Source organism: Streptomyces coeruleorubidus, from assembly GCF_028885415.1.
Taxonomy (GTDB): Bacteria; Actinomycetota; Actinomycetes; order Streptomycetales; family Streptomycetaceae; genus Streptomyces; species Streptomyces coeruleorubidus_A.
In genome coordinates, this window is sequence record NZ_CP118527.1 from 2,759,449 (window position 1) to 2,773,666 (window position 14,218).

Sequence of the window (14,218 nt, forward strand, 5' to 3'; positions counted from 1 at the left end):
ATCCGATCCGTTCGAGGCCGGAATCGATCGGTAAGGTGTTCGCATGACTACCGGGGTTCGCCGCAGATTGGGAGTCGAGGAGCGGCGGCAGCAGTTGATCGGCGTCGCCCTCGAACTGTTCAGCCGCCGCTCGCCCGACGAGGTCTCCATCGACGAGATAGCGTCCGCCGCGGGCATTTCACGCCCGTTGGTCTACCACTACTTCCCCGGCAAACTCAGCCTGTACGAGGCCGCGTTGAAGCGGGCCTCGGACGATCTCGCGGCCCGTTTCGTGGAGCCGCACGAGGGGCCGCTGGGGGCGCGGCTGCTGCGTGTGATGCACCGCTTCTTCGACTTCGTGGACGAGCACGGCCCCGGTTTCTCCGCCCTCATGCGCGGCGGTCCGGCGGTCGGCTCCTCCACGACCAACGCGCTCATCGACTCCGTACGGCAGGCCGCCTATGTCCAGATCCTTTCGCACCTGGGCGTGACCGATCCGCCCGCGCGGCTGGAACTGGTCGTGCGGTCCTGGATCTCGCTCGCCGAGTCGACGGCGCTGATCTGGCTGGACGGGCGGCGCATCCCGCGGGCCGAGCTGGAGATCCAGCTCGTCCACGACTTCGCAGCGCTCACCGCCGTCAGCGCCGCCCAGGACGCGGAGATGGGCGCCCTGATGCGCCGCATCGCCCAGGAGGAGCCGGCCGACGGCCCGTTCGCCGACCTGGCCGGCCGCCTGCTGGCGCCGGCGACCTGAGACCGCTCAGCTTTCGAACTTCCGGTAGGACGCGTCCAGTTCGCGCACCTCGGCGGAGGCGTGCAGCACGCGTCCCTCGGCGGCCTTCAGGTAGGTGCGCAGCAGTTCCAGCGTTGCCTCGGTGAGCCGGGCCTTGGTCTCCTCGGTGCGGCCGGGGAGCAGCGCGATGTGGACGTGCACATGGGCGTGCCCCTCGGTCTCGGGGCCGACCACGACGTCCTCGGTCCGGCGGAACCGCGTCTTGCACGCCGGCGGCTTGGCGGCCGCGATCTCGACGGTCGCCTCGTGCAGCGCCTTCGCGAACCCGGGCCGGTCGAAGTCGTCCGCGAGGTCGGCGGAATAGTCGACGGTGATCTGCGGCATGAGCACTCCTGTTCTGGGCGGCAACGGGCTCACCCTAACCGCAGGGCCAGCATCGCGATGTCGTCCTCCCGGTCGCGGCCGAAGCAGCCGAGCAGCACGTCGCAGAGGGGGTCGAGGCCGGCCGGGGCGTCGGCGGCGGCCGTGCGGAGTTGTTCCAGGGAGGTCTCCAGGGGAGTGCCGCGGGTCTCGATGAGGCCGTCGGTGACCATGAGGAGGCGGTCGGTGGGGGCCAGGTGCCGCTCGGTCGGCGCGGGCCGTTCCAGGCCCAGCCCGAGCAGCGGACCGCAGGCGTCGACGTAGTCGGCGCCGCCCCCGTCGTGCAGGATCAGCGGCGGGATGTGCCCGGCGTTGGCGATCCGCACCCGCCCGCTGCCGGGATCGACCAGGGCCAGGCACACGGTGGCCGTGACGTCGGGGTGGTACTGCTGGAGCATCCGGTCGAGCCGCTCGGCCAGAACCACCGGGTCGCTCTCGGTCACGCAGTAGGCGCGCAGCGCGTGCCGGATCTCGACCATGACGGTGGCCGCGTCCAGTGAGTGCCCGACGACGTCCCCGACGGCGGTGAGCACGCCCTCGCCGGTGCGCAGGGCGGCGTAGAAGTCGCCGCCGATCTCGGTCTGCCGGGAGGCGGGCACATAGCGGACGACGATGTCGACGCCGGGCAGATGCGGCAGCTTGTGCGGCTGGGGCAGGAAACTGTGCTGGAGGGTGAGCGCGACGTGCCGCTCCACCCGGTACAGCAGCAGCGGCTCGGCGGCGAGCGCGCAGGCCTGGGCGAGGCGGGCGAGCAGACCGTCGGCCGCGGGGTCGATGATCGCGGCGCGCCGCACCGGCGTGGCGAGGCAGACCGCCGTCCGGCCGTCCTGGGCGGTCGCCACGGTCAGGCGGGCGTCCTCCTCGACGCCCGGCCGGAACATCCCGGCCGGCCACAGCGGCGCGGGGACGACGGTGCTGTTGACGCCCGTGCGGCCCTCCGCGAGCCGGGTGACCAGCCGTGCCGCCGCCTGGTGCGCGCCGCTGTCCGCCGGCGCGGGGCGGCACCGGGCCGTGCCCCGGTACGGCTCGCCGTCCGGGCCGATCACGAACACCACGGCGGGCGAGGCGGCGAGGCGTGTGGCGCCGTCGGCGGCCGCGGCGGCGAGTTCCCGCGGGCAGCGCGCGGCCTGCACGGTGACGATGGCCTCGGACAGCAGCGCCAGACGGTGGACGGCGGTCTCGGCGCCCGTGCTGCGGCGGGCCCCGCGCACGGCGGCCCGTACGACGGCCTGGATCTCCTGCGGCTCGGCGGGCACGGTCAGATAGGCGTCGCCGCCCGCGTCCAGTCCCCGGCAACGGTCGCCGGGCGCGGTCGCGGCGGCGGAGAAGTGCACGACGGGCAGCGCTGCCATGGGCGGCCGGGCCCGGACCCGGCGGCACAGTTCGAAGCCGCTCATGTCCGGCAGGCCCACGTCGACGAGGGCCACGTCGGGCAGGGTGCCGTCCCGCAGCCGGACGTCGAGTTCGACGAGCGCCTCGCCGCCGCTGGCGACCGGCACGACCTGGTGGCCGGCCCGGCTCAGCACCGCGCCCATGGCGTACCGGCTGGCCGCGACGTCGTCCACGACCAGCACGGTGGTTCCGGGGTTCTGCTGCGTGCCGTTGCCGTCCATCTCTTCAGCCCCTAAGGGCGTACGTGGGTGGGGCAGACCGTCGGTCACGGCCTGCCTCACCCAACGTAGTGCGGCTATCCGGCGGCCCGGGTGAAGACGGCGACCGTGCGCCCCGGAACGGCGAACGTGCCCGATTCCGCCGCGTAGGAGGACGACTTGACGGTAGAGTCCGCCCCCGCCGCCTGCACCGGGTGCAGCCGGTAGCCCTCTTCGGCGAGTGCGGGGACGCGCTGTTCCCGCCGCTCGGGCGTGGCGTTGAAGACGACGACGAGGTCACCGAGCCGCATGGTGATCACACCGGGTGTCTCGTCCTTGCCGGACAGCGGGAAAGAGAGCCGGGACTGCACCTGCTCGGCGGTGCCGAGGGAGAAGTCCCGCTCGGTGGTACGGATCCGCAGCAGGTCCCGGTATGCCGCCGAGGCGCCCTCGATCTGCTCGCAGCCCACCCTGACCTTGCTCAACAGGGGCTTGGCGTATGGCCACTTGTCGGCGTTGTCGGCCGCCATGGGCAGTCCGCGGCCGAAGCCGTTGCCGTCGGCGCAGTTCCAGTGGACGGCGTTGAACCAGTCGCCGCTGTCGTAGGAGTTGCGGTCCAGGGACTTGGAGCGCAGCAGGTCGGTGCCCGCCTGGGAGAGGGCCGGGCCCTGGGACAGGGTGGCCGTCGCCATGGCGAGGACCTGCATACGGGCCCGGTCGGACGCACTCGTCGTGGCGGGCAGCTTGAAGGCGAGCGCGTCGAACAGGGACTCGTTGTCGTGCGCGTCGGCGTAGGCGAGGGCGTCGCCGGGGGCGTCCGCGTAACCGGCGGGTGAGCCGTTGTAGTCGACCTCGGAGCCCCTGACCTCCTTACCGCCGGTGTCGGTGAACCGGTAGCCGGCGAGGTTGCCGGACAGCCCGACCTTGATCAGGTCCTGGTAGTGCAGCAGGCGGGCCTTCTGCTCGGCCGGAGTGCCGTTGTTCTCCGAGGAGTTGGGTTCGGTGTAGAGGCCGGAGGCGAAGCCCTGCACGCCGGGGTCCTCGTCGAAGGGGCCGCCGCCGCGCACGGCGTCACGGGCCCGGTCGGAGAAGGTGGCGATGCCGGTGCCTGCCATGTTCTTCTGGGTGGCCTGGACGAACCGGGCGTCGTCGGCGACCTCGCCGAAGTTCCAGCCCTCCCCGTAGAGGATGATCTTCTTGCCGTCGACGCCGTCCTTCTGAGGGGTGAGCGCGTCGAGGGCCTCGCGGACCGCGAGGATGTTGGCCTTCGGGTGGTGGCCCATGAGGTCGAAGCGGAAGCCGTCGACCTTGTACGCCTTGGCCCAGGTGACGATCGAGTCGACGACCAGCTTGCCCATCATGGCGTTCTCGGTGGCGGTGTTGGCACAGCAGGTGCTGTTCGCGACCGAGCCGTCGGCGAGGAGCCGCTGGTAGTAGCCCGGGACGATCCGGTCGAGGACGCTCGTCTCCGTCTGACCGCTCGCCGCGGTGTGGTTGTAGACGACGTCCATGACGACCCGCAGGCCGTCGTCGTTGAGGGCCTTGACCATCTCGCGGAACTCGACCGTGCGGGCCGTGCCGTCCGGGTCGGTGGCGTAGGAGCCCTCGGGGACCGTGTAGTGGTACGGGTCGTAACCCCAGTTGTAGGCGTCCTTCGCGGCGATCTTCCCGACGCACTCCTGCTGCTTGTCCGAGTCGGCCGGGTAGGAGGCCAGCTCACAGTCGACGCTCGCCTGGTCCGCCTTGCGCTCCGGGATGGTGGCGATGTCGAAGGCGGGCAGGAGATGGACGTACGAGGTGCCCGCCTTCGCCAGCTCGCGCAGGTGCTTGGAGCCGTCGCTCGCCTTGTCGGTGAAGGCGAGGTAGGTGCCGGGGTGCTTCGCCGTGCGGTCCTCGACGGAGAAGTCCCGGATGTGCAGCTCCTGGATCTGGGCGTCCTTCAGCGGCACGGCCTTGGGCTTGGCGTACGAGGACCAGCCGCTCGGCGCGAGGGCCTTGTCGTCCAGGTCGACGACGAGGCTGCGCTCTGAGTCAGCGGTGAGGGCGACCGAGTAGGGGTCGGTGACCTTGTTGGTGACGACCTTGCGGACGCTGGGCGCCCAGACCCTCACGACGTACCGGTAGGGCTTGTCCTTCCAGGACTTCGGGCCGGTGGCGGACCAGACGCCGGTGGTGTCGTCGCGTTGCATCGGCACGGTGGAGTCGCCGATCTCCAGTGCCACGGACTGCGCGGTCGGTGCCCACACGGACAGGGTGGGACGGCCCCGGGAGAACGTCGGCCCCAGGTCGCTCTTCGTCGCGTCGTACAGGTCGTCGAGCACGCCGGCGATCTGCACGCCGGTCGCCGCGAGGACGGCCCCGTTCGCGGCCCGCTGTGTGGCGACCACCTGGCCGCGCAGCGCCTCACGCACCCGGTCGCGGTCGCGCGGATCGACGGTCCAGGCGGCGTGGTCCTTCAGGTGCGGGAACCTCGCCTTCTGGGCATCGGTGAGGGTGGTCCCGGACAGACGGAGCCACCTCTCGTCGTCGCTGGTCAGCACGCCGTCCTTGACCGCGATCGAGCCGTCCCGGCTGTACAGCAGCTGGGTGGAGGCGGCGGCCTCGGAGCCGTTCCAGGCGAGGGTGTTCCGGTCGATCCAGACCGCCTTGGACGTGGTCAGGTCGAGCGCGGCCGAGGTGCCCGCCGGCTGCGGGAGCAGGTACTCCTCCTGGCCGCTCAACAGCCACACCTCGTGGCCGCTCGCCCGGAGGTCGAGCGACTGGTCGGCGGGCAGGTCCTTCTCGTCGCCCTTGTGGATGATGTAGCTGAGGCTGGTGGCACCGTCGCTGAGCGGTACCTCGAAGACCGCACCATACGTATCAGTCTTGACCGGCTTCAGGGGATTCGACCACTCGGTGGGGTGCGCGGCGCCCGTCCAGACGTGCAGGCCCCAGCCGTCGTAGTTCCCGTCGGCGCGGTGGTAGTGCAGGACGGCCTTGGTCTTGTCCGGCGCCGGGTGGTCCGGGCGCTCGGTGGTGACGGTCTCCTTGCCCTGCTCGATCCAGACCTCGCCGGTCTTGGTGACGTCGATCGTGCGGTCGGTGGCGACGTCCTTGTCGCCGTCCTTGTCGATGACGAGGAAGCCGACGGTCGAGGCGCCGGGCTTGAGCTTGACGTAGGCGAAGGCGCCGTAGGCGTCACGGCCGGTGAAGGGGTGGCTGTCGGGCCATTGTGTGGCCTCGCCGTCGGCGAGGTCGCCCCAGGCGTACAGGCCCCAGTCGGCGTAGTTCCCGTCGGCGCGCTTGTAGTGGACGATCGCGTAGTCGCGGGAGGAGGCGCCGGGCGGCTGCTCGGCGGGCGGGGTGCCGGTGGTGGAGGCGGCCAGGGCGCTCGCGGTGCGGCCGGCCGAGTCGACGACGACCGCCTTGTAGCGCAGGGCCGTGCCGGGCGGTACGTCCTCGGCGATGGTCTGGGTGACCTTGTACGGGGCGTGGTCGGCGGAGCCGAGGGTCTTCCACGTGCCGTTGCCGACCTGGGCGGCGAAGACGACGCGGTTGAGCTGGCCCCCGTCGACGTCGGCGGAGAGCTCCACGGTGCCGGTGGCGCCGGCCGCCGGGGCCTTCAGGGTGATCGTCGGCTCGGTGGCGGGCGCGGCGAGCCCGCCGGCCGCCTTGAGGACGATCGCCGAGCCGGGCGGGACGGTGACGGTGAGCTTCCTGTCGCCGTCGCTCTTCAGGGAGGCGTCGGTGCCGTGGATGCCCTTGAAGGCCATGCCGGCCGAACCGGTGGCGAACGTGGCCGTCTTCGCCTCGTCCGCGTTGTTGACGGCGACGACGTACTCGATGCCGCTCCTCGCGTCGGTGCGGGAGAAGGCGTACACGCCCGGGCCGTCGGCCGCGTACCGCTGCTGCTGGACGCCGTCGGCCAGGGCGGGGTGGGCCTTGCGGAGCCCCGCGAGAGCACTGATCTGTCGGTAGAGCGGTGCTCTCGTGTCGTAGGCGTCCTCGGCGTGGGTGCGCTCGGTGCCGATCCGGTCGTCGTCGAGGTAGTCGGCGGTGCGGGAGGCGAACATGCTCTGCCGGGCGTCCTTGTCGCCGCCCGCGCCGGCGAAGCCCTGCTCGTCGCCGTAGTAGACGACGGGGTTGCCGCGGCTGAGGAACATCAGCTCGTTGGCGAGCTCGGCCTTCTTCAGCAGCTCGGCGTCGGTGGCCTTCGGGTCGTCCTGCTTCAGGAAGTACCCGATCCGGCCCATGTCGTGGTTGCCGAGGAAGGTGACCTGCTCGTACGCGTTGGCCTTGCCGGTCGTGTACTTGTAGTCGTCGCCGAAGACGCTCGCGAGCCGCTGCGCGCTGCCGCCCTGGGAGGCGTACTGGCGGGCCGCCTCCTGGAAGGGGAAGTCGAGCGTGGCGTCGAGGCGGCCCTGGGTGACGTACGGGGAGGTGACGTCCGTGTCGGCCGAGTAGACCTCGCCGAACATGAAGAAGTCGTCGCGGCCCTGCCTGGCCGCGTAGGCGTCCAGCGCCGTGGCCCACTGGGTCCAGAACTCCATGTTGACGTGCTTCACGGTGTCGATCCGGAAGCCGTCGATGTCGAAGTCCCGCACCCAGCGCTGGTAGATCCTCTCCATGCCCCGCACGACCTCGGGCCGCTCGGTCCACAGGTCGTCGAGGCCGGAGAAGTCGCCGTGCGCGGAGCTCTCCCCGGCGAAGGTGGAGTCGCCGCGGTTGTGGTACATCGTCGGGTCGTTGAGCCAGGACGGGACCTTGTTGTCCCTGGTCACCTTGGGCGTGCGCGGGAAGGAGCCGCTGCCCACCCCGGGGAAGTCCCGCCGCCCGTCCGCGTAGTCGGCGTCGTCGAAGGGCTCGCCGTCCTTGGTCAGGTACGGGAAGGCGCCCTTGGAGAGGTAGTCGTACGACTTCTCCTCGTAGTCGACGACATCCGCCGTGTGATTGGTGATGACGTCGAAGAAGACCTTCATGCCCTTGGCGTGCGCCTTGTCGATGAGGGTTTCGAGGTCCTCGTTGGTGCCGAAGTGCGGGTCGACCTGGGTGAAGTCGGTGATCCAGTAGCCGTGGTAACCGGCCGAGGCGTTCGCCCCGGTGCCCTGTACGGGCTGGTTCTTGAAGATCGGGGCCATCCAGAGGGCGGTGGTGCCCAGGCCCTTGATGTAGTCGAGCTTCTTGGTCAGGCCCTTGAGGTCGCCTCCCTGGTAGAAGCCCTTGTCGGTGGGGTCGTGGCCGGTGGACAGGCGCGAACCGGTCAGCCCGCCCTTGTCGTTGCGCGGGTCGCCATTGGCGAAGCGGTCCGGCAGGACGAAGTAGAACTGCTCGCGGGTGGCGTCGTGGCGGGCGGGCTCGGCGGCGAGCTTCGCGTCGGACGGAGGCGCCGGTGGGGTGGCCGCCCCGGCGGCGAGAGGCTGGACGAGTGCTGCGGCCAGCGCGGTGGCGGTGACCACAGCGACCCGTCCGGCACGGGAGGTTCGGCGCCTGGACGGCACCGGCCATCTCGGTATCACTGACGGACTCCTTGCGATTGCGGCTCTCTCGGGTCCGACCCCGCGCGACCGTATCGCCGCCGAAACGCTTACAGCAAGAGTCCTGAAACCGTTGGAAAGATTTTTCAGCGGCGCCCCTCAGCAGGTCGAGTTGGTCTGCGTCAGCAGGCCCAGCCGCCACGGGAGCGTGTTGTAGGGGCCGCTCGCCGCGGGGTCCATGCCCTGGTAGAGGTACTGGAGCCGGCACGGATTGACGGTCAGCGTCTGGTCGTTGGTGTGGCGGACCATCTCGCCGTGGCTGATGTCCCTGGTCCAGGCGGTGCCGCCGAAGGTGACGTTGTTCGAGCGCGCGAAGGGGTTGGACTCGGTGTCGGCCAGCGGCTTCCAGGTGCCCGCGATGCTGTTCGACGTCCAGGACCGGAAGTACCGCTTGCCGCCGCTGCCGATGGCCTCGTTGAGCAGCAGGTAGGTGGTCGAGTCCTTGATCTTGTAGACGTTGGCGGCCTCCCACAGGCGGTACTTGTTGGAGTCCTGCAACGCGATGACGGTGTTGGTGAAGCCGTTCGGGTAGTTGGCCCGCGAGGTCTCCGACCGGTACAGGTGGCCGTTGTCGTCGGAGGAGAACAGGTAGCACTTGGCGCTGTCGCAGACGACCCAGAAGTCGACCCAGTGGCCGCTGCCGATGTTGTCCCTGATGATCTGCGGCATGCCGTTGGCGTAGAACTTCTTCGGCGCGGTCCACGACCTGGGGTTGCTGATGTCCGCCGTGGTCGAGTACGCCGCGTTGTCGCCGGTCTGGTAGACGAGGTACCACAGCTTCTGCGGCGCGAAGTAGAAGACCTGGGGCGCGGCCTTGTACCCGGCGCCGATCGCCGTCCGGTCCAGGTAGTGGTGCCGCGCGGAGGCGGCCTGCTGCCAGCTGGCGAAGTTGAGGTACACCATGCTGTACGTGCCGTTGGTGGTCGTGGTGCTGGCGAACACGTGCCAGCGGCCGTTGTGGTACACGACCGACGGGTCCTTGATCGCGCTGAGCTGGTGAGTGGCGTCCGACTTCGGGGAGATGAGCACCCCGCTGGAGTTCCACTTGAAGCTGCTCGGCAGGGCTGCCGCCGCGTCCGACGACGCCGAGGTCGGCGACACCAGGGCGCCGAACAGCAGGGCCGGCCCGCCGACCAGGACTCCCAGACGTCTTGTCAGGCGCATCGTGTCTCCTATCGCTGGAGGGTGTAGGTGACGAGCGAGCGGGCCGGAACCGTGGTCTTCAGCGAGCCCCCGGTGACCGGAACGCCCGGCTGCCGGGCGGTGCTGTGGGAGCCGTTGGTCAGATACGGGGTCGCCGTGCCGGTGGTGAAGCCGATGTTCTGCAGGCTGAACGACACCGGGGTGGCACCGGCTGCCGCGTTGAGCGCCACGACCGTCACGGATCCGTCGGTGTTGCGGAACGCCGAGAGCCTGAGGTCGCCGTCGGACGTGGTGGCGCCGATGCGGGTGGCCCCGGGCCGGATGAAGCGGCTGTAGTTCGCCAGCGCCCACAGGCGCTTGGAGACGTGGTAGTTCTCCCCGTCCATCTGGATCAGGCCCCGGGTGGCGCCGACCGAGGCTCCGTACCAGTAGACGTAACCGCTGGTGTTGCCCTTGGTCAGGGCGTCGTGCACGGCGGAGGCGACGGTGAAGCCGTCGTAGCCGCTGCCGTCGTCCCAGGCTTCGTTCCACGTCGTGCCATTGGGTGACCACTCCGACATCCAGGTCCGCTTCCGGGTCGGCAGGGGGCCGTCGACCGGACTGGCGTAGGTGTGGCCGGCGTGGGTGTCGACGAAGCCGCGGGCCGTCGCGTCTGCCTCGATCGCCCTGGTGTAGTTCTTCTGCTGGTTCCAGCCGAAGGAGTCGCAGCAGACGACCTTGTATCCGCCGGCCCTCGCGACCGGCCCGAAGACCTTGGTGAACTCGGCCGCCTGGGCGGGCGTGAGCCGCATGGAGTCGTACGGGGCGGTGTAGTCGGGCTCGTTGACGAACCCGAGGTCGGTGACGCGGATGCCCTCCTGGGCGTAGAACCTGGCGTACTGCACGAGGTAGTTCGCGTACGCCCGGCGCCAGTCGCCGCTCGCGCAGGTGGCACCGGCGAGGCCGCACAGGGTGCCGCCGTTCGCGTCGGTGCCGTTCGTCTTCATATAGCCGGGGGCGCTCCAGGCGTCGGCGTAGAAGCGGTTCACTCCGTACGCCTTGGCCTGCTGGGCGAGCCACACCTGGCCCTTGTCGTCGCGGTCCCAGACGTACTTGGGAGCCGCGTTCGGTCCGCCGGGGTCGGTCGGCTGGATGCCCGAGTCGATGCCGAGCCGCAGGATGCTCAGGCCGACGCCCGTGGTCCTGCTGAACAGCAGGTCGAGGATCTCGCGTTGGCGCTGGGCGGGCAGGCCCTGCGAGCCTCGCATGATCTCGGCCCGGCCGAAGTGCTCGGAGATGCCGAAGCCGTCGATGGGCTGGTGCCGGGTCGAGCCGTTGACGGTGGCCGAAGCGGCCACCTCGGCGGGTGAGGTCCCGGCGGTGACTCCGGCGGTCGTCAGCAGCACCGCGAGGGAGGTGACCGTCCACGTTCTGAGTCTGCGCAGCGTGATCCGTCCAGCCATGGGAGCGCTCCCTGTGGTATGCGGTCGCCCCTCGGGATTTCCGAGGGGCGAGTGTTCGGGGTGCTGAACAGTGTTCAGGGAGTTGCCATTGAGGAGGGAACGTAGGACAGCGTTCCGGAAGCGTCAATCCCCCACGCACCGCATCGGGGCGCTCGCACTCAGCAGTTCGGCCTGCCGGCGTGGAGGGCGAGAGCCGTGTTCGCGCGGAGGGTGGCGGTGAACCGGCCGCCTGCGTCCACCGTCACCGTCGTGTTGCTCTGCACGTCGCAGTAGGTCCCGCCCGGCAGCGACGTCTGGTAGGTCCGGGTCAGGGAGCCCGACTCGTGGTTGACGGCCACGAAGCCCTTGCCGCCCCGGCCGAAGGCGATGGCGTCGCCGCCGTTGTCCCACCAGTCGGTGACCGGCTCACCGCGGGTGGCGTTGCGGAAGCCGACCATCGACTTGATCTCGGGCCAGTTGTGCTGGCACTTCCAGCCGTCCTGCCAGCAGGCGTCGACCGTGCCGCCGTTCGGCGGGCCGGCGTCGTGGTCCGTGAACTCGTAGCCGGAGTTGATGTCGGGGGCGCCGTAGGGCCAGGCGAGCATGAACACGTGGGCCAGGGTGTAATTGGCCCCGTCCTTGTAGTTCAGCGTGGAGCCGTTGCGCTCGGTGTCGTGGTTGTCGACGAAGACGCCGGAGACGCCGCTGTTCATGTAGCCCCAGCCCTCGCCGTAGTTCTTCAGATAGGCGAGGTTCTCGTTGTTGAAGACCCGCCTGAGGTCGTAGGCGTAGCGGAACTCCTGGACGTCGCCGTTGCCCGTGTACTCGGTGGGCTGGACGGCCTCGCCGGCACCGAAGATGACCTCCTGCTTCCAGTACACCGACGGATTGCTCAGCCGCGACTTGATGTTCGCGAGGTCGGCGGCGTCCATGTGCTTGGCCGCGTCGATGCGGAAGCCGTCGACACCGAGGGAGAGCAGGTCGTTCATGTACCCGGCGATGGCGCCGCGGACGTGGTTCTCGCCGGTGTCGAGGTCGGCGAGGCCGACCAGTTCGCAGCGCTGGACGTTCCAGCGGTCCTGGTAGTTGCCGATCCGGGAGGTGCAGTCGTCGAAGTCGTACGAGGAGTACAGGCCGGGGTAGTCGTACTTGGTGTACGACGAGCCGCCGGTGCCGGTGCCGCTGCCCGCCGACATGTGGTTGATCACCGTGTCGACGACGACCTTCACACCGGCCGCGTGGCAGGTGTTCACCATGTTCCGGAAGGCTGCGCGGTCACCGAGCCGGCCGGCGATCTTGTAGCTGACCGGCTGGTACGAGGTCCACCACTGCGGGCCCTGTATGTGCTCGGCGGGCGGGGAGACCTGGACGTAGCCGTATCCGGCGGGACCGAGCGTGCTGCCGCACTCGCGGGCGACGGAGGCGTACTTCCACTCGAAGAGGACGGCGGTGACGTCCTTGGTGCCAGGTGGGGAGGCCTGTGCACTGGTCGGGTTCATGACAACCGCAGCCGCGGCGAGCGCGACGGCGGCGGAGAGGTGTCTGCCTGCCATGTGGGTCCCTTCTTCTTTGAAGGTTCTTGCTGCAAGGTTCAGAAACCTTGCGGTGACGCAGATGGTAAAGGCCCGCCGCCCGAAAGGGCAGCGGGCCGTGCGGAATTCAACGGAAAATCAGGTGGTGACCGCGGTGGTCCACCACACCGTGGTGTCGGCCGGCACCTTGGCCTCGTCGTCGACCTCGACGATCTCCCCGCTCGCGACCAGCACCCGACCGTACGCCGGCATCGCCACCGACTCGCCGGTGGTGTTCGCGACGCACACGAACTCCCCGCGCCGGAAGGCGAGCACGCCCTCGGGCGCCCGCAGCCACTCCACGGAGGAGCCGGCGCCGAGGTCGGGCTGCTCACGCCGCACGGCGAGCGCGGCCCGGTACAGCTCCAGCGTCGAGCCGGGCTCTCCGGTCTGCGCCTCGACGCTCAGCTCACCCCAGCCCTCCGGCTGCGGCAGCCAGCTGCCACCGTCGCCGAAGCCGTACGACGACCCGGTCCTGGTCCACGGGATCGGCACCCGGCACCCGTCGCGGAAGCCGTCCTGGCCCGCGCCCCGGAAGTACGCCGGGTCCTGGCGCACCTCGTCCGGCAGGTCCACGACGTCCGGGAGGCCCAGCTCCTCGCCCTGGTAGATGTAGGCCGAGCCGGGCAGCGCGAGCATCAGCAGGGTCGCGGCCCTGGCCCTGCGCAGGCCCAGTTCCCGGTCGCCGGCAAGGCGGATCTGGGTGCCGAGGCCGGGCGGATTGGCGAACCGGGTGGCGTGCCGGGTCACGTCGTGGTTGGACAGGACCCAGGTGGCGGGGGCGCCGACCGGGCGCATGGCCTCCAGGGTGCGGTCGATGACCTCCCGCATCTCCGCGGCGTCCCAGTGGGTGCTGAGGTACTGGAAGTTGAAGGCCTGGTGCAGCTCGTCCGGGCGGACGTAGTTGGCGGTGCGCTCGATGGTCGGCGTCCACGCCTCGGCGACGAAGATTCGCTCACCCGAGTACTCGTCGAGGATCAGCCGCCACTGGCGGTAGATCTCGTGCACCCCGTCCTGGTCGAAGAACGGCATGACATCGTTGCCCAGAAGCTTCACCTGCTCATGGGATCCAAGGTCGGGCAGCCCCTCCGCCTTCACCAGACCGTGGGCGACATCGATCCGGAAGCCGTCGACGCCCATGTCCAGCCAGAAGCGCAGGATGGAACGGAACTCGTCGCCGACCGCCGGGTGCTCCCAGTTGAAGTCGGGCTGTTCGGGCGCGAAGAGGTGCAGGTACCACTCACCGTCCGGGACCTGCGTCCAGGCGGGGCCACCGAAGATCGACTCCCAGTCGTTGGGCGGGAGTTCGCCGTTCTTCCCCTTGCCGGGGCGGAAGTGGTAGCGGTCCCGCAGCGGTGAGCCCGGGCCCTCCGCGACGGCCCGCTTGAACCACTCGTGCTGGTCGGATGAGTGGTTGGGCACGAGGTCGACGATGATCCGCAGGCCCAGCTCGTGGGCGTCGCGGATCAGCGCGTCGGCGTCCAGGAGGTTGCCGAACATCGGGTCGACGGCCCGGTAGTCGGCGACGTCGTAGCCGGCGTCGGCCTGCGGCGAGGCGTAGAAGGGGCTGAGCCACACGGCGTCCACGCCGAGGTCGCGCAGGTACGGCAGACGGGTGCGGACACCTTCCAGGTCGCCCATGGCGTCGCCGTTGCTGTCGGCGAAGCTGCGCGGGTACACCTGGTAGATCACCGCGTCCCGCCACCAGTCGCGACGCTTGGCGACGGTGGCGACGGCCGATGCGGAAGTGGGGGTCGGGGCGGCTGAGTACTGCTGGCTCATGTCGTCCTTGATGCGATGGGGGTCCCCCCGCTCGAGCGGGTTCGAGAGTGGGGGAAGAGGTGTGGTC

General features: G+C 70.0%; 7 protein-coding genes and 1 pseudogene. 1 reads left to right on the top strand and 7 read right to left on the bottom strand.

What is annotated here, in order from left to right; genetic code table 11:
• The first annotated feature begins 43 nt into the window (after positions 1 to 43).
• Positions 44 to 733 (top strand): TetR/AcrR family transcriptional regulator, encoded by a 690-nt coding sequence (locus PV963_RS12875; protein WP_274815795.1) that lies wholly within the window; start codon positions 44 to 46, stop codon positions 731 to 733.
• Positions 734 to 739: 6 nt separating this feature from the next.
• Here the strand turns inward: PV963_RS12875 and PV963_RS12880 are convergent, their stop codons facing one another.
• From PV963_RS12880 to PV963_RS12910, 7 genes and pseudogenes are all read right to left on the bottom strand, one after another.
• Positions 740 to 1,096, bottom strand: coding sequence for a 5-carboxymethyl-2-hydroxymuconate Delta-isomerase (locus tag PV963_RS12880; protein ID WP_274815796.1), 357 nt, complete (start codon positions 1,094 to 1,096; stop codon positions 740 to 742).
• Between the two features lie 29 nt (positions 1,097 to 1,125).
• On the bottom strand, positions 1,126 to 2,745 hold the full coding sequence (locus PV963_RS12885; protein ID WP_274815797.1) for a fused response regulator/phosphatase: 1,620 nt from the start codon (positions 2,743 to 2,745) through the stop codon (positions 1,126 to 1,128).
• A 74-nt stretch (positions 2,746 to 2,819) separates the two neighbouring features.
• Positions 2,820 to 8,216: a pullulanase-type alpha-1,6-glucosidase gene (gene pulA / locus PV963_RS12890; RefSeq protein WP_274815798.1), complete on the bottom strand. Its 5,397-nt coding sequence runs from the start codon at positions 8,214 to 8,216 to the stop codon at positions 2,820 to 2,822.
• 117 nt (positions 8,217 to 8,333) lie between these two features.
• A pseudogene (locus tag PV963_RS12895) lies at positions 8,334 to 9,311 on the bottom strand (non-reducing end alpha-L-arabinofuranosidase family hydrolase); the annotation flags it as partial.
• A gap of 95 nt (positions 9,312 to 9,406) precedes the next feature.
• The gene (locus PV963_RS12900) at positions 9,407 to 10,819 is read right to left on the bottom strand and encodes a glycoside hydrolase family 30 protein (protein WP_274815800.1); all 1,413 of its coding nucleotides are present in this window, start codon (positions 10,817 to 10,819) and stop codon (positions 9,407 to 9,409) included.
• Positions 10,820 to 10,977: 158 nt separating this feature from the next.
• Positions 10,978 to 12,351: an alpha-amylase gene (locus tag PV963_RS12905; RefSeq protein ID WP_274815801.1), complete on the bottom strand. Its 1,374-nt coding sequence runs from the start codon at positions 12,349 to 12,351 to the stop codon at positions 10,978 to 10,980.
• Between the two features lie 117 nt (positions 12,352 to 12,468).
• On the bottom strand, positions 12,469 to 14,151 hold the full coding sequence (locus tag PV963_RS12910; protein ID WP_274815802.1) for a glycoside hydrolase family 13 protein: 1,683 nt from the start codon (positions 14,149 to 14,151) through the stop codon (positions 12,469 to 12,471).
• Positions 14,152 to 14,218: the final 67 nt, after the last annotated feature.